Genomic DNA, 17,543 nt, shown 5'->3' with positions numbered 1-17,543 from the left:
CGCTCAGCCCAGCCGCGCCAGCGTGGCGGCGTCGGGCTCGCCGCCGAAGAACTGGTCGATACAGCGCTGGAACAGCGCCTCGTCCGGAGCGACGTCGGCGAACAGCGTCATGCTGGAGCGGAACTTGAGGTCGTCGGGATGATCGAGTATCTCGCCGATGGCGCGCTCGCCATGGCTTGCCACGGCCGCAGCGCAGGCGCGCAGGCGCGGTCCCAGCAGCGGATGCGCCAGGTAGGCGGCGGCTTCTTCGCCGGAGGCGATCGCGTACCGTTGGGCCATGGCGCTGCCGCCCAGGCCCGCCACCTGCGGAAAGATGAACCACATCCAGTGGCTGCGCTTGCGGCCGGCCTGCAGCTCGGCCAGCGCCTTGTCGTAGACGCCTTGCTGCGCCTCGACGAAGCGCTCCAGGTTGAAATCGGTTTGCATGATTCTTTCCTCCTGCAACCATGCTACCGCGATACGCCATCCCCTGAAGCCGCGCTGTCGCGAAACCGGCGACGGCCGCCGGCCGCATGCCGCCGCGCGGCGCCGTCGATACGGCCCCGGCGCGCGCTATAATCGGACGCTGGAGCCACTTTCCGCACCCATGCCATGAGCGCCACCTCCACCGTGCTGGTCGTCGAGGACGACGTCCACATCGCCCACGTCCTGATGTTCTTGCTGGAGCACCAGGGCTACCAGGCCATCCACATGGCCGACGGCCGCGCCGCGGCCGCCTACGTGATCGCCAACCCGCCGCCGCAGCTGGTGCTGCTGGACGTGATGCTGCCCTACGTGGACGGCTTCGAGATCATCGCCCTGATCCGCGCCCAGGCCGCCTGGCAGGCGGTGCCGGTGCTAATGCTGACCGCCAAGAACACCGAGCGCGACACCGTGCGCGCGCTGGACGCCGGCGCCGACGACTTCGTGATCAAGCCGTTCCAGCCGCAGGAATTGCTGGCGCGCCTGCGCCGTTACCTGCAGCCCGCCGCCTGACGACGGCATGACGGCGGCCCGTCCGGGGGCCGCACGCACGGCCGCGCCATACTGTCCAGGTAACTGCTAGTATGTTCAAAAAGCGGACCTCGCGTATGCCACCACTCTCCGAACCAGCCACGGCCCCACTCCCGCCGGACGACCTGCAGCAGCGCTTCGGCGACCTGCTCGAGCACCTGCCGGCCGGCGTCGTCGTCCATGGTACGGATGGCATCATCGTCAGCGCCAACCGCCTGGCCGCATGCCTGCTCGAGCGCAGCGTGGACGCCCTGGTCGGCACCGCGGTCGACGCCGCGGAATGGGGCCTGGTGTACCAGGACGGCGCGCCGATGCCGATCGAGGCCTACCCCGTCATCCAGGTGCTGCGCAGCGGCGCCAAGGTGTCCGGCACGATCGTCGGCGTGCCCGTCGACGGCCACGGCGAGCGCCGCTGGCTGCTGTGCAACGCCTATCCGGAATGCGGCGACGACGGCCGCATGCAGGGCGTGGTGATTTCCTTCACCGAATGCACCGGCCTGGTCGACACCGAGCGGCGCCTGCAGAAATCCGAGGAACGCCTGCGCCTGATCCTGCAGGGCACCAGCGACGCGCCCTGGGACTGGGACCTGGCCAGCGGCGAAACCTATTATTCGGAACGCTGGTGGGACATGTTCGGCTACCACCCGGGCGAGCTGCCGGCCGACGCCGGCACCTGGCGCCGCCTGATGCATCCGGACGACCTGCCGCACTGCACCGCCTTCCTGGTGCACCTGCTGGGCGACGGCCGACAGAGCTACAGCCTGGAATTCCGCCTGCGCCACCGCGACGGCCACGACGTGCCCGTGCTGGCCAAGGGATTCGTGCTGCGCGATGCGAACGGGCGCGCGCTGCGCCTGTCCGGCACCGTCACCGACCTCACCGAGCGCAAGCGCGCCGAGCGCCGCATCTACGAACTGGCGTATTTCGACCACCTGACCGGCCTGCCCAACCGGCGCTTCCTGATCGAGGAACTGGACAAGACGCTGGCGCGCAGCAGCCGTTCCGGCCAGCTGGGCGCGGTGATGTTCATCGACCTCGACAACTTCAAGCTGCTCAACGACACCATGGGCCACGACGTCGGCGACATGCTGCTGCGCCAGGTGGCGCAGCGGCTGCGCCAGGCGCTGCGCGACAGCGACCAGCTGGCGCGCCTGGGCGGCGACGAGTTCGTGGTGGTGCTGGAAAACCTGGGCGCCGGCCGCGACGACGCCACCTTCCACGCCGGCCAGGTGGCGCGCAAGATCCTGGGGCTGCTGGGCCAGCCGTACGACCTGCCCGGCAGCCCCGGCGCCAGCACGCCCAGCATCGGCATCACGCTGTTCGACGGCGCCGGCGGCGGCATCGACACCCTGCTCAAGCAGGCCGACCTGGCCATGTACCGCGCCAAGGGCGACGGCAGGAACACCGCGCGTTTCTTCGACCAGAGCATGCAGGCGGCGGCCGACCGCCAGGCGGCGCTCGACAGCGCCCTGCGCGACGGCCTGGCCGGGCGCCAGTTCGTGCTGTTCTGCCAGCCGCAGTTCGACCGCGCCGGCTGCCTGGTCGGCGCCGAGGTGCTGGCGCGCTGGCAGCACCGCGAGCACGGCCTGGTGGGCGCGCGCGAATTCATCGGCCAGGCCGAGACCACCGGCCTGATCGTGCCGCTCGGCCTGCAGGTGCTGGAAGAAACCTGCCGCGCGCTGGCGCGCTGGTCTGCCTTGCCGGCGCTGGGACGCGTCAAGCTGGCCGTCAACGTCAGCGTGCAGCAACTGCGCGACCCGGATTTCCCGCGCACGGTGGCGGCGCTGCTGGCCGCCACCGGCGCCAGCGCCGACCGCCTGTGCCTGGAGCTGACCGAGAGCGTCTTCGCCGGCAACGTGCAGGGACTGAGCCTGCACATGCGCCAGCTGCGCGACCAGGGCGTGGCCTTTTCGCTGGACGATTTCGGCAGCGGCCAGTCGTCGCTGGCCTGCCTGCTGCGCTTTCCGCTGGCGGCGGTCAAGATCGACCGCGCGTTCGTGCAGGACGGCGATGCCGGCGGCGCCATCGTCGAAGCCATCGTGGCGCTGGCGCGCAAGCTGGGGCTGGAAGTGGTGGCCGAGGGCGTGGAGCAGGAAGCGCAGCGGCGCTTCGCGCTGGCCTGCGGCTGCGATGCGCTGCAGGGTTACCTGCTGGGCCGGCCGGTGCCGCTGGACGAGTTCGAGCGCCTGTACGGCGCCGGGCCGAACGCGTTGACGGTCGCCCCGGCGTAGGGTGGACGTGGCCGGCGAGGCGGCTCCGCCGTCCACGCGTCGATTGATATCGGCTCCGTTTTCGCGCCGGATGATCCCGCCGCCGACGATCACCGCGTAGACGGCGGAGCCGTCTACCCTACGATGCGTTGCCGTGCGCAACCACAGCCATGTCGGTTGCCGGCGCCGCCGGCAATTCGACGATGAACGTGGTCCCTTCCCCGCTGCGGCTCTCGAAGCGGATCGTGCCGCCATGCTCCTCGACGATCGCCTTGCAGATGCTCAATCCGAGTCCGGTGCCGCCCTTGCGGCGCGAATCGGCGGCGTCGGCCTGGGCGAAGCGCTGGAACACGCGTTCGCGGAAATCCTCGGGAATGCCGGCGCCCTGGTCCGCCACCGCCAGCCGCACCTTGCCGGGCGCGGCCTCGATGCGGGTGTGCACGGTGGTGCCCGGGCTGGAAAACTTGACCGCGTTCGACAGCAGGTTGGTCAGCACTTGCGTAATGCGGTCGCGGTCGACCGCGGCGCAGGGCGCGGCCTCGCTGGCGCCGGCGCCGTCACTGGCGTCCAGCGCCAGCGCCACCCCGGCCTGGGCGGCGAAACCGCGCATCGCGGCGACCGCGTCGACGGCGATCGGCGCCAGCGGCTGCACCGTGCGCTCGATCGGCGTCCTGCCCGCCTCCATCTTCTGGATGTCGAGCACGTCGCCGATCAGGCGGATCAGGCGCTCCGAGCTGGCGTTGGCCACGCCCACCAGGCCGCGCGCGGCGGGCGGCAGGTCGCCGGCCATGCCGTCGGCCAGCATCGCCAGCGAGGCGCTGATCGAGGTCAGTGGCGTGCGCAGCTCGTGCGAGACGGTCGCCACGAATTCGTTCTTCATGCGCTCCACCTGGCGCCGGCCCGAGATATCGTGCAGGAAGATGCTGAAGAAGGCGCCGTCGGCGGTGCCGGCCACGCCGGTGGTCATCTCGACCGGCACCTCGGCGCCGTCGCGCGTGATCAGGACGCGCTCGACGCGCTGGCCGACGATCTCGTGGTCGCCGGTCTGCAGGAACTGGCGCAAGGCGGCGCGGGTGAGCGGACGAAATTGCTCCGGCACCACCAGTTCGGCCACCGACCGGCCCAGCGCCTGCGCGCGGGTCCAGCCCAGCATCTGCTCGGCGGCCGGATTCCAGTCGCGCACCAGGCCCTGCAGGTCGACCCGGATGAAGGCGTCCTGCGCGGTCTCCAGGATCACCGCGACGCGCTGCTCGCTGGCGCGCACCGTGGCCAGCGCCTGTTCCAGCTCGCGCGTGCGCTGGCCGACCCGCTGCTCCAGCGTGGCGTTGAGTTCTTCCAGTTCCGCGCGCCGGCGCACCAGGTCGTCCACCAGCGCGCCCAGCGCGCCGGCCAGCGCGCGCACCTCGGTATAGCGCCCATGGCCGGCCTCGATGGCGGCCGGCTGGCCGGCGCGGATCTGCTGCGCCGCCTGGGCCAGCTCGCCCAGCGGGCGGGTGATGCGGCGCGCCACCAGCACCCCGGCCAGCGAGAACAGCGCCGCCAGCAGCACGCCTGCCACCAGGCCGTACTCGCGCAGGCGCCGCACCGGCGCGTAGGCGTCGGCCACGTTCTGGCGCACCAGCACGGTCCACCCCAGCCCCGGATAGGCGCCGTAGCCGTGCCCGCGCATGTAGCCGACCAGGTAGGAAGCGCCGTCCGGCCAGCGCTCGACCAGGTAGCCGCCGTCGGCGGCGGCCTTGGCATCGGCTTGCGCGGCGCCGAGGCTGGGCAGCGCCAGGCGCGTGCCCAGCAGCGCGCGCGGTCCCAGCAGCACGGTGCCGCCGGCGTCGACGATCAGCGCCTGGGCCTGGCGCCGCTGGGTGACGCCGCGCATCACCGAGCGCTCGACGTCGCGCGCCCACTGCCAGGACAGGTGCACGCCGAGCACGCCGCGCGGCGCCCCGGCCGCGTCCAGCCAGGGAAAGGCGACGTCGACGAAGCGCAGCGGCTCGGCCTGGCGCGGCAGCAGGCTGGCCAGCAGCTTGGCGTCGTGCACGTCGCCGGCGTGGACGCCGCGCAGGGCGTCGCGGAACCAGGGACGGCGCGACACGTCCGCCCCTTCCAGCAAGCCTTGCGCCGCCACCTGTACGGTGCCGTCCATGCCGGCCATGCCTATCCAGCTGTAGTAGTCGTAGCTGGCGCGCACCCGGTCCAGCGCCGCGCGCCGCTGCGCATGCGGCGCATCCGGCCCCAGGTCGGCGCGCTGGGCGATCAGCGCGACTTCGCGGTAGCGCTCGTACATGCCGCGCTCCAGCTTGTCGGAGGTTTGCGCGGCCAGTTCGGCCAGGCCGTGGCCGATGCTGGTCTTGACCTGCTCGGTGGCCTTGCGCTCGATGGCGGCGGTCAGCACCAGCGTCAGCACGATCGACAGCAGGGAAAAGGCGAGCGCCATCCAGGCGCTCAGGGCGCGCGGCGGCAGGCGGCGCAGGAAGGCAAGGGAAAACGGCATCGGCAAGGGGAAAAAAACGCTGGCGCAAGCGTAGCACAGCAAGCATGCATGGAGGACAATTTGTTGCAATGCGGCATGCACCCATCCTGGCCGGCGAGCGGCCGCCGCACGGAGCGGGACGTTTTCCGGTAAACTTGCCGGTCATTGTCACTTCGCTTCACGCTACCGTTCCGGGAACACCGCCATGCAAGACACCGCCGCCGCCGCGCCATCCGCCATCCTTGACTACGTCACCTCGTGCACGCTGCCGACGCCGTGGGCGCAGTTCACGCTGCACGCGTTCGTCGAGCACGGCACCGGCAAGGAGCACCTGGCCATGACGCTGGGCGACCTGGCGGGCGCGCCGCCGCTGGCGCGCATCCATTCGGAATGCCTGACCGGCGACGTGATGTTTTCGCAGCGCTGCGACTGCGGCGCCCAGCTTGAAGGCGCGCTGAAGCGCATCGCCGACGAGGGACGCGGCATCCTGCTGTACCTGCGCCAGGAAGGCCGCGGCATCGGCCTGGTCAACAAGATCCGCGCCTACCGCCTGCAGGAAGCCGGCGCCGACACGGTCGAGGCCAACCTGCAGCTGGGCTTCCATGCCGACGCCCGCAACTACGAGCTGGTGCTGCCGATGCTGCAGCGCTTCGGCGTCGAAGCGGTGCGCCTGATGACCAACAACCCGCGCAAGATCGCCGCGCTGGAAAAGCTCGGCATCCGGGTGGCCGAGCGCGTGCCGCTGCTGGTCAACCGCAACGCCTTCAACAACGGCTACCTGGACACCAAGCAGGCCAAGCTGGGCCACATGATGACCCCCCTGGCCGAGCCGGCGCTGGACGGCGAGCTGTAATCTTCTTCCCCGGGGCGCAGGCGCGCCGCCCCGCTGCGCTGTTTCCCTTGCAAGGCCGGTACGCCCGCGCGGACTAGGCCGCGCTCGCGCGCAGGCAGGGCAAGGTCAACACGAAGGTGCTGCCCTGCCCCAGCCCGGCGCTGTGGGCGCTCACCCGGCCGTCGTGCAGCTCGGCCAGGCGCCGCACCAGCGCCAGCCCCAATCCCAGCCCGCCTTCGGCCCGTCCGGCCGTGCGCGTGGCCTGCGTAAACGAGTCGAACACCTGCGGCAGCAAGCCGGCATCGATGCCGATGCCGTTGTCGCGCACGCTCACCTCGGCGCGCCCATCGGCGGCGCGCAGCGACAGCACGATCTCGCCGCCCTCCGGCGTGTACTTGGCGGCGTTGGCCAGCAAATTGGCCACCACCTGCACCAGACGCTTGTGGTCGCCCAACACCTGCGGACGCGCCGCGCCCAGATCGACCTGCAGGCGGTGGCGGCGCTGCGCGATCAGCGGCTTGATCTGCTCGAGCGCATCGCCCACGGCGGCGCGCAGGTCGAGCGGCGCCTTTTCCAGCGCGAGCAGGCCGCGCCGCACGCGCGACACGTCGAGCAGGTCGTCGACCAGGTGCGTCATGTGGCCGACCTGGCGGTCGATGATGTCGCTGGTGCGGCGCAGCTGGGCCGGGTCGCCGCCCTTCGACAGGCGCAGCAGGTCGGCGGCGGCGCGGATCGGCGCCAGCGGATTGCGCAGCTCGTGCGCCAGTACCGCCAGGAAGTCGTCCTTGCGCGCATCGGCGTCGCGCAGCGAGGCCAGCGCCGCCTCGCGCTCCTGCTCGGCCTGGCGCCGCGCCGCCTCGGCGTGGTACAGCATCAGCGCGCAGCGCCAGGTGACGGCGGTGAACAGCGCCGCCATGCCCCATACCAGCAGGGCGATGGCGGTGCCGCTGTCGATCGCCTCGAGGTGCAGCGCGACCCCGACCGCGGCGCCGAGCAGCACCGGCATCGCCAGCGCCGACAGCAGCAGCCGGCGCGCGATGCGGGCGCCGGTGGCGCCGCCGGTCACCGCCACCATGATGCCCTCGGATGGGCGCAAACCGAATATCCCCAGCGGCAGCAGGATGAGCACCAGCGTGGTCAGGATCGAGGTGCCGCGCCCCGGCAACAGCCGGTACAGGTAGGTGTCGTGGAATACGTAGCCGCCCAGCGTCAGCAGCGCCAGCAGCAGCACGCCCAGCGCCAGCCACTGCCCGTGGCGCACGCTTCGCGCGCGCAGCGTCGCCAGCAGGCCGATGCCGACGCCGGCGAACATGGTGGCCGTCAGCGGCGACGACAGGGCCCAGGCGCGCAGGTGCGGCGGCGCATGCAGCATGAAGGGTGGCGGCGCCCAGCGGGCGGCATGGGCGGCCAGGATCGCCAGCGCCATCGCGCTCAGGAACGCGGGCGGCAATGCGGCCGGCAACGCGAACGGGACGGCCGCCGGGGCCTGCGCCGCGCCGCGCTGGCGCCACAGCGCCAGGCCGGCCAGGATGCTCATCATCGCGGTCATCGGCACCATTGTCGGCAGTCCCGGCAACAGCGAGGTCAGGTGGCCGATGCCGAGCGCCCAGCCCAGCAGGCAGCAGGAGGCGATGACGATGCAGCCGAATCCGGCGACGAAGGGCAAGTCGGGCTTGAAGGCGTTGGTCAAGACGAATGCAGCTCCTGTATGTACGTGGTCGACGCATTTTACCGGCGCCGAATTACCTGAATCTTAAATAAATGGCACAGCGCTGCCGGGATGGAGACATTTTGACAACGCGGCGGGAATCGCCCATCATCGGCGCATGCACCCGCTACGCCGCAACCTCGTGTTCGTCCTGGCCTGGATCCTGTTCTGGACCCTGATGATCCTGGTCGCGGTGCAGGACTTCATCCGCAACGAGCACGACAGCGAACTCTGGAAACCGGTGCTGTGGGAAGGCTCGTCGGCGCTGGTGACCACCGTGCTGGCGCTGGTCCAGCTGCGCGGTTCGCGCGCCGATGCGCGCCTGCTGGGCACGCCGGCGCGCTGGTTCGCCAGCCAGGCGCGCTGGCTGCCGCTGTACTGGATCGCCTTCGTGCCGCTGGCGTTCGGCGTGCGCCACGGCGTGTACGCGCTGGCCGGCCAGGTATACCGCCACGATCCGCTGCCGCGCCTGTTCCTGTACGAGTCGATGAAGATTTCGCTGTTCGTCGGCCTGTTCACCGCGATCCGCTTCGGGGTCGAGTCCTACCGCGCGCTGCTGGACGCCAGGCTGCGCGCCGAGCAGGCCGACGCCCTGCTGCGCCAGGCCCAGCTGCAGCAATTGACCAGCCAGATGCAGCCGCATTTCCTGTTCAATGCGCTCAACACCATTTCGGAACTGATGTACGCCGACGTCGGACGCGCCGACGCCGCCCTGGTGCGGCTGGCCGACGTGCTGCGCGCCACGCTGGAACTGGGGCACCGGCACCAGGCGCCGCTGGCGGCCGAGCTGCGCCTGGCGCGCGGCTACGCCGGCGTGATGGCGGAACGCTTCGCGGGACGGGTGGAGATCAGCTGGAGCATCCAGGACGAGTTGTGCCTGGACGAAGAGCGCGACGATGCGCTTGGCGAGGCCGGAGCGCACGCCGGCATGCTGCCCGGCGAAACACTGCCTGCCGGCGCGCTGGCCGGCGTGCCGGTACCGGTGATGAGCCTGCAGCCGCTGCTGGAAAACGTGTTCAAGCACACGGTGGAGCGGCGCCGCGGCCTGACCCGCATCGCGGTCGCGGTGCGGCGCCGCGACGGCATGCTGGTGCTGAGCGTGGAAGACGATGCCGGCCGCCTGCGCGATGCTGCCGGCGATGGCATGGACGGTCACACGGGTAACGGCACCGACAGCGGCAGCGGCGATGGCCTGGCGGCGCCGCGTGCGGGCGGCGGCATCGGCCTGTCCAACCTGCGCGCGCGCCTGGCCGCCCTGTACGGCGAGGATGCCAGCCTCAGCCTGCAAGCGCGCCCGGGCGGCGGCGTGCGCGCCGAACTGCGCCTGCCCTGCCGGGCGGCGCCGGACGATGGCGGAGCGCCGGCATGCGCATCTTGATCGTCGACGACGAAGCGCCCGCGCGTGCGCGCCTGCGCCGCATGCTGGCGCCGCAGGACGGCATCGAGGCGCTGGCCGAAGCGCAGGACGGCCTCGAAGCGCTGGCGTGCATCGCCGGCTTCCTGCCCGACGTGCTGTTCCTCGACATCGCCATGCCTGAATTGTCCGGCATCGAACTGGCGGCGGCCCTGCCCGACCCGGCGCCGCTGATCGTGTTCGTCACCGCCCACGACCGCTACGCGCTGCAGGCTTTCGATGCCGATGCCGTCGATTACCTGACCAAACCCTTCGACGCCGCGCGCCTGCGGCGCACGCTACAGCGTGTGCAGGCACGCCATCAGGCTCGCCTGCGCGAGCATCGGTCCGCCCCGGCCGCGGCACGGCCCTCACAGCCTCTGCAACAGCTGCTGGTGCCCGAGCGCGGCGGCACGCGCGTGGTGCGGACCAGCGACATCCAGTGGATCGAGACCGCAGACAACTACGTGGTGCTGCATACCGGCGCCGCCAGCCCGCTGCTGCGCCGGACGCTGGCGGCGCTGCTGCCGCAGCTCGGACCCGCCTTCATGCGCTGCCACCGCCGTGCCGCCGTGCACCTGCCCAGCATCGAGCGCGTGCTGGTGCTGGACAAGGGCGATTGCGAATTGCTGCTGCGCGGCGGTGCGCGCGTGCCGTGCAGCCGCCAGTACCGGGAAGCGGTGCTGGAACGGCTGTGATGCCGGATCGCCTGCCGCAGGCGGGTCAGTGCGCCGACGTGCCGCGGTCGCGCTGCCCGGACGATTGGCCCTGGCCCGGCGGGGTGTACTGGCCGCTGACGGTGGCCGAGGCGCCGTCGGCGGATGCGGTGAACTCGGCCGACGCCGCGCCGTCGCCGCTGCCGGCACGTGCCTTGGCGCCGGCGCCGTCGCCGCGGGTGAACGGATCGGCATACTGACGCACGGTTTCCTGCTGGGCGCGCAGGCCGCGCTCGGTCTGCTCGGTGGCGTCGCGCGCCACTTCGTCGGCCAGGGCGCGGGCGGTGCGGGTGGTGGTCTGCACGTGCTGCTCGGTCACGCGCGCCATGTCGACCTGGGCATCGGCGGCCAGGCGCGAGATGTGCTGCTGGTAGGCGCGCAGCTTGTCGCTGGTCGGCTGGGCGCGCGAGGATGCCGCGCTCAGCAGTTCCGACTGGCGGTCGACGCTCATGATCTGCTTGCCGGCCAGGGCCGATTCTTCCAGCAGCGTCTGCATCAGCTGGATGTTCAGGTCGCACATCTGCTGGAACGAGCGGAACATCGATTTCGAGATGTCGTTCATGAAGGCAGTCTGGGCATCGACATGGGTGCGCACTGCCGGATTAATGCTTTGTGGAAATGGGAACATGCGTTACCTCATAGGATTGATGGGTTGTTCGAAAGGTCCTGCTGCGATGCCGCAAATCGTCTGCGGCACGAAGCTCACAGAGTAAGTGCGGCACGACGTTAATGTTTGATCTGCGCCAATAGTGTTGGGCTTGTATCTTCAAAAACATTGTGCTCTGGCTTGATACTTGCATTCGGCCCGCATTACCTGAATCCTTGCGGAGGCCGCTCATGTTCCTGCGAAACGATGTGATCGCGTATGTGGCTTTGCAGCGCACGCTGCGCATCCTGTGGATCGACCACCGGCTTGCCCTGGCCTGGACCTTCGAGCTCGGCATCGAGCACAGCCAGCCGCGCAGCATCCCGCTGCAGACGCTGGCCGACGACGTGCTGGGGCGGCGCGCGCGCCTGCTGGCGCACGACCCGTATGCGGCGCCGCCGCCGCCGCCGCACCTGCCCGCCCGCCACCGCGCGCTGCAGAACAAGGCCTGGCGCATCGTGAACACGCTGCAGCAGCAGGCGCCGGCGCTATACCGGCCGCGCGAGCGCGCCGCCCTGGTGGCGCAGTGCGCGCTGGAACACGGCGTGTCGCGGCCCAGCGTGCTGCGCTACCTGCGCCGCTTCTGGGAGCGCGGCCAGACCATCGACGCGCTGCTGCCCGACTACGGCAACTCGGGCGCGCGCGGCAAGGTGCGCGCCGCCACCGAGGGCGTCAAGCGCGGCCGGCCGCGCAAGGCGGGCATGCATCCGGGGCTGAACATCGACGCCGCCACGCGCGCCATCTTCCGCAGCGCGGTAACGCGCCACCGCGCCGTCCAGCCCGCCGGCGCCGGCTTTTCGCGGCGCGCCGCCTACCGCCAGATGCTGCGCGAATTCTTCGACGGGCACGATGCCGGCGCCGTGCCCAGCTTCGGCCAGTTCAGTTACTGGCTGGACCGGGACGGCATGCCGGAAGCGCGGGCGACGGCGTTTGCGGTGCAACACGATGTTGCAATATGACCAATCGAGTGCAGTCCGGGCCACGATGGTGCAGTGCAAAACAAGGATAAAAAAAGGCTGTCGATCGCTTCCACTTTGCAACACGTGGCAGGCATGGCGACGCAGCGCGCCATCGCGAAAACAAAGTCTGGACGAAGAAAAATAAAGTCTGGCGCCGGCTCGGCCGACCGGTGCACCCGGCATCTGCGTCGACCGGCGCAAAAGCAGGCCAGAACAAACTTTATTTGAAAATAAATCATTACATCGAACTTACGTTCGAATAAAAGGAAAAATACTTTATTTTTTACTGTGCAGAACCGGATCTATCACCTCTCGCTGGCACGGGTATTGCTGAAACACAAATAAGCAAACACGTTTTCGCAATAAGAGTTTTCCCAGTCCAAAGAGGTGCCGATGAAACGTTTGTCTCCGTCGCTGACGCGACGCGAATTCCTGTACCGTGCCGCCGCGGTGGGCGGTACGGCCCTGTTGCTCAACACGATGAACGCCTGGGGGATGGGGATCGCCTCCACGGTCAATGCCCCGCCCGCGCTGTCCGGCAGCGGCAGGGGCAAGAAGGTGGCGGTGCTGGGCGCCGGCCTGGCCGGCATGACCGCCGCCTACGAACTGTCGAAACTCGGCTACCAGGTCGAGGTGCTGGAAGCGCGTCCCTTCGCCGGCGGACGCTGCCAGACGGCGCGCAAGGGCTTCGCGCTGCAGGAACTGGGCGGCGAGGCGCAGACCTGCCGCTTCGACGAAGGCCAGTACATCAACCACGGCCCCTGGCGCATTCCGCTCGACCACCAGTCGACGCTGTACTACACGCGCCAGTTCGACGTGCCGCTGGAAGTCATGGTCAACGAGAACGATCATGCCTGGGTCTACATGGAAGACGCCGGGCCGTTTTCCAAACGGCGCCTGCGCCCGGAACAGGTCAAGGCCGACATGCGCGGCCACGTGGCCGAGCTGCTGGCCAAGTCGGTGCAGGACAAGCTGCTCGACACGCGCCTGAACCCGGACGACCAGCGCCTACTGCTGGATTACCTGGCGCACGAGGGCGCGCTGAACGCCAAGGACCTGGCCTACAAGGGCCGCAACGGGCGCGGCTGGGCGGTCAATCCGGGCGCCGGCCTGCGTCCCGGCACGGCGTCCGATCCGCTCGCCTTCCGCGACCTGCTGTCGTCCAAGGTCGGCAAGGTCTACAGCGCGGTGCAGGAATTCCCGATGCACACCACCATGTTCCAGCCGGTGGGCGGCATGGACCGCATCGCCCAGGGCTTCGCCAGCCGCCTGGGCGGCAAGATCCGCTACGGCCAGGAAGTGCAGCGCATCCGCCAGACGCCGGACGGGGTCACCGTCGCGCTCAAGGACGTCGCCAGCGGCAAGCTCTCCAGCGTCAGCGCCGACTACGTGCTGTGCGCGATCCCGCTGTCGGTGCTGCGCACCATCGACACCGATTTCTCGGAGCGCTTCAAGGGCGCGATGAAGGCGGTATCGTACGCGCCGGTCGGCAAGATCGGCCTGCAGATGAAGCGCCGCTTCTGGGAAGAGGACGACCAGATCTACGGCGGCCACGTGCTCACCGACATCAAGGGCATCAACACCATTTCCCTGCCCTCGTCCGGCTGGCAAAGCAGGAAAGGCGTGGTCCTCGGCTACTACCACTACGCGCTGGACGCGATCGAAGCCAGCGCCCTGTCGCCAGCCGAGCGCGCCGAGTTCGCGGTCAGCGCCGGCGAAAGGATCTTCCCGCAATACCGCGACGCCTACGAGAACGCCTTTTCGGTGGCCTGGCACCGGGTCCAGTACAACCTGGGCGGCTGGGCCGAGTGGGACGAGGCCGGGCGCAAGAACGCCTACCCGGTCCTGCTCGAAGGCGAAGGCCGGGTGCTGCTGGCCGGCGAACACCTGAGCTACCTGACCGGCTGGCAGGCCGGCGCCATCGAATCGGCCTGGCAGCAGATCGAACAACTCCACAAGAGGGCCAGCGCATGACACGCAACGCATCCATCCTGCGCGCAGCGGTTGCCATCGGCCTGGTGCTGGCGACCAGCGCGGCCGGCTTCGCACACGCCCAGTCCGCGCCGCCGGCAGTCGACGGCAAGACCCTGTTCGCCAAGAACTGCGCCGCCTGCCACCAGGCCAACGGCCAGGGTATCCCGGGCGCCTTTCCGGCCCTGGCCGGCAACGCCTTCGTGCAGGGCGCGCCGCTGGAAGTCGCGACGGTGCTGCTCAAGGGCCGCGGCGGCATGCCCGACTTTTCCGGCAGCCTCGACGACGGCGACATCGCCCAGGTGCTGAGCTACGTGCGCAGCAGCTGGGGCAACGCCGCGGCGCCGCTGGCCGCACCGGACGTCGCCGCCCAGCGCAGCGCCCTCGGGGTGGCGCCGGCCTCGCACAGCCGCTTCGGAAATAAGCACTGAAACCCATTCACGCAACCCGACGAAAGCCTTCCATGACGCTCCGCTCCCGCATCGCCCCCCTTGCTACCTGCGCCGCCATCCTGCTGTCCGCGCTGCCGCCCGCCTCGGCCCAGGCCATCGTGCGCCACAAGCTGCCGAACTCCGACTTCCCGATCGCCCAGGCGGTCACCCTGCCGCCCGGCACCACCATCCACTTCATCAGCGGCCAGGTGCCGCCGGCGGTCAGCAAGACGGCCGACCAGAACACCCTGGCCGCCTTCGGCGACACCCGCACCCAGACCATGGGGGTGCTGACCAAGATCCAGGACATCCTCAAGGGCATGGGCCTGTCGATGGGCGACGTGGTCAAGATGCAGGTGTTCCTGGTGGGCGACCCGGCCAAGGGCGGCAAGGGCGACGTGGCCGGCTTCATGGAAGCGTATACCCAGTTCTTCGGCGGCGCCCAACCGAACCTGCCGGCGCGCGCCGTGGTGCAGGTGGCCGGCCTGTCGAATCCGGGCTGGCTGGTCGAGATCGAGGTGGTGGCCGCCAAAAAATAACGCGCCGCCGCGGCGCCGGCCGTTCCGGAAAATCCGACGCAACGCCGCCCATCCGGGCGGCGCGGGGACGGCTGCGCGCGTCGCGCGCGCACAGCCGCCAACCGCGGCGTCGTCACGCATCGTCCAAAACGCAATCCACAACAAGGGGTAATCCATGCACAAGGCCATCCTCCATTCCGGCGTCGCCGCCGGCGTCCTTTCCTGCGGCCTGGGCCTGGCGCAGGCCGCCGACGACAAGCCGGCCGCCGCGCCGGCCGACACGCCCGCCGCAGCCGTGCCGGCAGCGGTCGAAGCCGGCCCGGCCAACGCCGGCGTCGTGATCGTCACCGGCACCCGCGCCGCCGGCCTGAAGGTCGAGAACAGCGCTTCGCCGGTACAGGTGCTGGACGCGACCTCGCTGGGCCGCACCGGCCAGCCCGACCTGCTGCAGGCGCTGTCGCAGAACCTGCCGTCGCTGAACGCCCAGGCCTTCGGCGGCGACATGGCCAACATGACGCTGTCGGCGCGCCTGCGCGGCCTGTCGCCCAACAACACGCTGGTGCTGGTGAACGGCAAGCGCCGCCACGGCACTTCGAACCTGGCGGTGCTGGGCGGCCCCTACCAGGGCGGCGCCGCGGCCGACCTGAACTACATCCCGGTCTCGGCCATCGACCACATCGAGGTGCTGCAGGACGGCGCCGCCGCCCAGTACGGCACCGATGCCATCGCCGGCGTGGTCAACATCATCCTCAAGCAGAACGCCCAAGGCGGCAACATCAACCTGAACGGCGGCGGCTACCGCGACAAGGACGGCCGCGAAGGCGGCGGTCACACCGGCGACGGCAGCATCAACCTCGGCCTGGCGCCGTTCGGCGACGCCTGGCTGAACCTGACGCTGGAAACCAAGTACCACGGCTTTTCCGATCGCGGCGGCATCGACCCGCGCGTGATCAGCCCGGCGCGCCTGGCCGCCCTGCCGCAGCTGCGCAATGCCGCCGGCTACCCGTACGTCAACCACATCGCCGGCGACGCCCAGTACCGCCAGCACATCGGCGCCGCCAACTTCGGCGTCGACCTGAATCCGGACCTGCAGCTGTACGCCTTCGGCACCTACGGCAAGAAGGAAGCGCGCGCTTTCGAGAACTACCGCATGCCGGACCGCCTGCCGGCGATCTACCCGACCGGCTTCTCGCCGCAGGAAACCTTCGACGAGGAAGACTATGCCTTCACCGCCGGTATCAAGGGGCGTCTTGCCGGCGACTGGCGCTGGGACCTGTCCAGCACCTACGGCAAGGACACTGCGAAACTCGGCGTCGCGCACTCGGCCAACGTCTCGCTGTACGCCGACACCGGCAGCACCCCGCTGACCTTCTACGCCGGCAAGTTCGTCGCCAGCCAGTGGACCAACAACCTCGACCTCAGCCGCGAGTTCGACGTCGGCTGGTCGGCGCCGCTGAACTTCGCGCTCGGCCTGGAACAGCGCCGCGACGAGTACGAAATCGGCGCCGGCGACGCCGCCTCGCGCTATAAGGAAGGCTCGCAATCCTTCCCCGGCTTTTCGCTGACCGACGCCGGCAGCCACAGCCGCAACAACCGCGCCGCCTACGCCAACCTGGCCGGCCAGCCGCTGAAGGGCTGGACGGTCGACCTTGCCGGCCGCTACGAGCACTTCAGCGACTTCGGCAGCGCCCGCGTCGGCAAGCTCACCAGCCGCTACGACTTTTCGCCGGCGGTGGCGGTGCGCGCCACCTACTCGAACGGCTTCCGCGCGCCGACATTGGCCGAATCGTATTATTCGGCCACCAACGTCTCGCCGCGCAGCGCCTTCGTGCAGCTGCCGCCGAATTCGCCCGGCGCGCGCCTGGTCGGCGTGAACGGTCTGCGCCCGGAAGCCTCGACCAACGTCAGCGCCGGCATCGTCCTGAATCCGGCGCCGGACCTGGCGATCACCGCCGACGCCTACCAGATCACGATCCGCGACCGCATCGTCGGCTCCGGCGCGCTGTACGGTTCCGGCGGCGCGGTGAACTCGCCGGCGGTCACCGCGGCGATCATCGCCAACGGCAACGTGCTCGACCCGACCGTGGTGCAAACCGGCATCAACATCTTCTCGAACGCCGTCAACACGCGCTCGCGCGGCCTGGAATTCGTCGCCACCCTGAACAGCAGCTACGGCGCGGCCGGCAAGGTCGACTGGTCGCTGGCGGCCAACTACAACAAGGTGCAGGTCATCAAGATCAACCAGGCGCCGCTGCAGCTGCAGCCGCAGACCCTGCTCGACGCCAGCGCCATCGCCGACCTGGAGACGGCGTCGCCGCGGGTGCGCGTGAACCTGGGCGCGCTGTGGCGCTTCGGGAACTGGACCGTCAACCTGCGCGAGGCGTTCTACGGCAGGTCGTCGGCGCTGGATTCCTCGGACGGATCGACCTACTACAAGACCGAGATCAAGCCGGCCGCCATCACCGACCTGGAAGTGAGCTACCGCATCGGCCGCGCCTGGACCGTGTCGGTGGGCGCGAACAACCTGTTCAACCGCTATCCGGACCAGGTGAACGCCCAGCTGCAGGCCGAGCGGCGCGCCAACCTGGACAATGCGGCGGTGACGGTGTACCCGACCTTCTCGCCGTTCGGGATCAACGGCGGGTATTACTACGGGCGGGTGGGCGTGAAGTTCTGAGGCCGCCGATGGCCGGCGGCAC

14 protein-coding genes are annotated in these 17,543 nt (G+C 69.9%); 10 read left to right on the top strand and 4 right to left on the bottom strand.

Going from position 1 to position 17,543, the window contains the following annotated elements:
- Nucleotides 1–3: 3 nt before the first annotated feature.
- On the bottom strand, nucleotides 4–426 hold the full coding sequence (locus HH212_RS16155) for a DUF1810 domain-containing protein (protein WP_170203404.1): 423 nt from the start codon (nucleotides 424–426) through the stop codon (nucleotides 4–6).
- Nucleotides 427–591: 165 nt separating this feature from the next.
- Here HH212_RS16155 and HH212_RS16150 point away from each other — a divergent pair, with 165 nt between their 5' ends.
- Entirely contained in the window at nucleotides 592–975 is a 384-nt protein-coding gene (locus HH212_RS16150) for a response regulator transcription factor (RefSeq protein ID WP_170203403.1), read from the top strand.
- Nucleotides 976–1,070: 95 nt separating this feature from the next.
- Nucleotides 1,071–3,224, top strand: coding sequence for a putative bifunctional diguanylate cyclase/phosphodiesterase (locus HH212_RS16145; protein ID WP_170203402.1), 2,154 nt, complete (start codon nucleotides 1,071–1,073; stop codon nucleotides 3,222–3,224).
- 118 nt (nucleotides 3,225–3,342) lie between these two features.
- On the opposite strand, the gene HH212_RS16140 is transcribed toward HH212_RS16145, so the two are convergent.
- Nucleotides 3,343–5,691 carry a sensor histidine kinase gene (locus HH212_RS16140; protein ID WP_170203401.1) on the bottom strand — a complete coding sequence of 783 codons (2,349 nt, stop codon included), beginning with the start codon at nucleotides 5,689–5,691 and terminating at the stop codon, nucleotides 3,343–3,345.
- Between the two features lie 184 nt (nucleotides 5,692–5,875).
- Between HH212_RS16140 and ribA the strand changes: the two genes are divergently transcribed.
- Nucleotides 5,876–6,523: a GTP cyclohydrolase II gene (gene ribA, locus HH212_RS16135; protein ID WP_170203400.1), complete on the top strand. Its 648-nt coding sequence runs from the start codon at nucleotides 5,876–5,878 to the stop codon at nucleotides 6,521–6,523.
- A 73-nt stretch (nucleotides 6,524–6,596) separates the two neighbouring features.
- Here the strand turns inward: ribA and HH212_RS16130 are convergent, their stop codons facing one another.
- On the bottom strand, nucleotides 6,597–8,192 hold the full coding sequence (locus tag HH212_RS16130; RefSeq protein ID WP_229217311.1) for a sensor histidine kinase: 1,596 nt from the start codon (nucleotides 8,190–8,192) through the stop codon (nucleotides 6,597–6,599).
- 136 nt (nucleotides 8,193–8,328) lie between these two features.
- Here HH212_RS16130 and HH212_RS16125 point away from each other — a divergent pair, with 136 nt between their 5' ends.
- Both HH212_RS16125 and HH212_RS16120 read left to right on the top strand, forming a co-directional pair.
- Nucleotides 8,329–9,588: a sensor histidine kinase gene (locus HH212_RS16125; protein WP_170203399.1), complete on the top strand. Its 1,260-nt coding sequence runs from the start codon at nucleotides 8,329–8,331 to the stop codon at nucleotides 9,586–9,588.
- Nucleotides 9,576–10,301 (top strand): LytR/AlgR family response regulator transcription factor, encoded by a 726-nt coding sequence (locus tag HH212_RS16120; protein ID WP_170203398.1) that lies wholly within the window; start codon nucleotides 9,576–9,578, stop codon nucleotides 10,299–10,301. Before HH212_RS16125 ends, HH212_RS16120 begins: the two co-directional genes overlap by 13 nt.
- 25 nt (nucleotides 10,302–10,326) lie before the next feature.
- On the opposite strand, the gene HH212_RS16115 is transcribed toward HH212_RS16120, so the two are convergent.
- Complete coding sequence (locus HH212_RS16115) at nucleotides 10,327–10,947, bottom strand: phasin family protein (protein WP_170203397.1); 621 nt, start codon at nucleotides 10,945–10,947, stop codon at nucleotides 10,327–10,329.
- Between the two features lie 209 nt (nucleotides 10,948–11,156).
- Here HH212_RS16115 and HH212_RS16110 point away from each other — a divergent pair, with 209 nt between their 5' ends.
- The 5 genes from HH212_RS16110 to HH212_RS16090 all read left to right on the top strand — a co-directional run bounded on the left by HH212_RS16110 (nucleotide 11,157) and on the right by HH212_RS16090 (nucleotide 17,521).
- The gene (locus HH212_RS16110) at nucleotides 11,157–11,924 is read left to right on the top strand and encodes a hypothetical protein (protein ID WP_170203396.1); all 768 of its coding nucleotides are present in this window, start codon (nucleotides 11,157–11,159) and stop codon (nucleotides 11,922–11,924) included.
- Nucleotides 11,925–12,317: 393 nt separating this feature from the next.
- Nucleotides 12,318–13,898: a flavin monoamine oxidase family protein gene (locus HH212_RS16105; protein ID WP_229217310.1), complete on the top strand. Its 1,581-nt coding sequence runs from the start codon at nucleotides 12,318–12,320 to the stop codon at nucleotides 13,896–13,898.
- Nucleotides 13,895–14,326, top strand: coding sequence for a c-type cytochrome (locus HH212_RS16100; RefSeq protein ID WP_170203395.1), 432 nt, complete (start codon nucleotides 13,895–13,897; stop codon nucleotides 14,324–14,326). Before HH212_RS16105 ends, HH212_RS16100 begins: the two co-directional genes overlap by 4 nt.
- A 32-nt stretch (nucleotides 14,327–14,358) precedes the next feature.
- Nucleotides 14,359–14,865 carry a RidA family protein gene (locus HH212_RS16095; RefSeq protein ID WP_170203394.1) on the top strand — a complete coding sequence of 169 codons (507 nt, stop codon included), beginning with the start codon at nucleotides 14,359–14,361 and terminating at the stop codon, nucleotides 14,863–14,865.
- A gap of 154 nt (nucleotides 14,866–15,019) precedes the next feature.
- Nucleotides 15,020–17,521: a TonB-dependent receptor plug domain-containing protein gene (locus tag HH212_RS16090; RefSeq protein ID WP_170203393.1), complete on the top strand. Its 2,502-nt coding sequence runs from the start codon at nucleotides 15,020–15,022 to the stop codon at nucleotides 17,519–17,521.
- The last annotated feature ends 22 nt before the right edge of the window (nucleotides 17,522–17,543 follow it).

The sequence above is a fragment of the Massilia forsythiae genome, assembly GCF_012849555.1.
Taxonomy (GTDB): Bacteria; Pseudomonadota; Gammaproteobacteria; order Burkholderiales; family Burkholderiaceae_D; genus Telluria; species Telluria forsythiae.
Note: the sequence above shows the minus strand (reverse complement) of the source record. Positions and strands in the feature narration are given on the sequence as shown.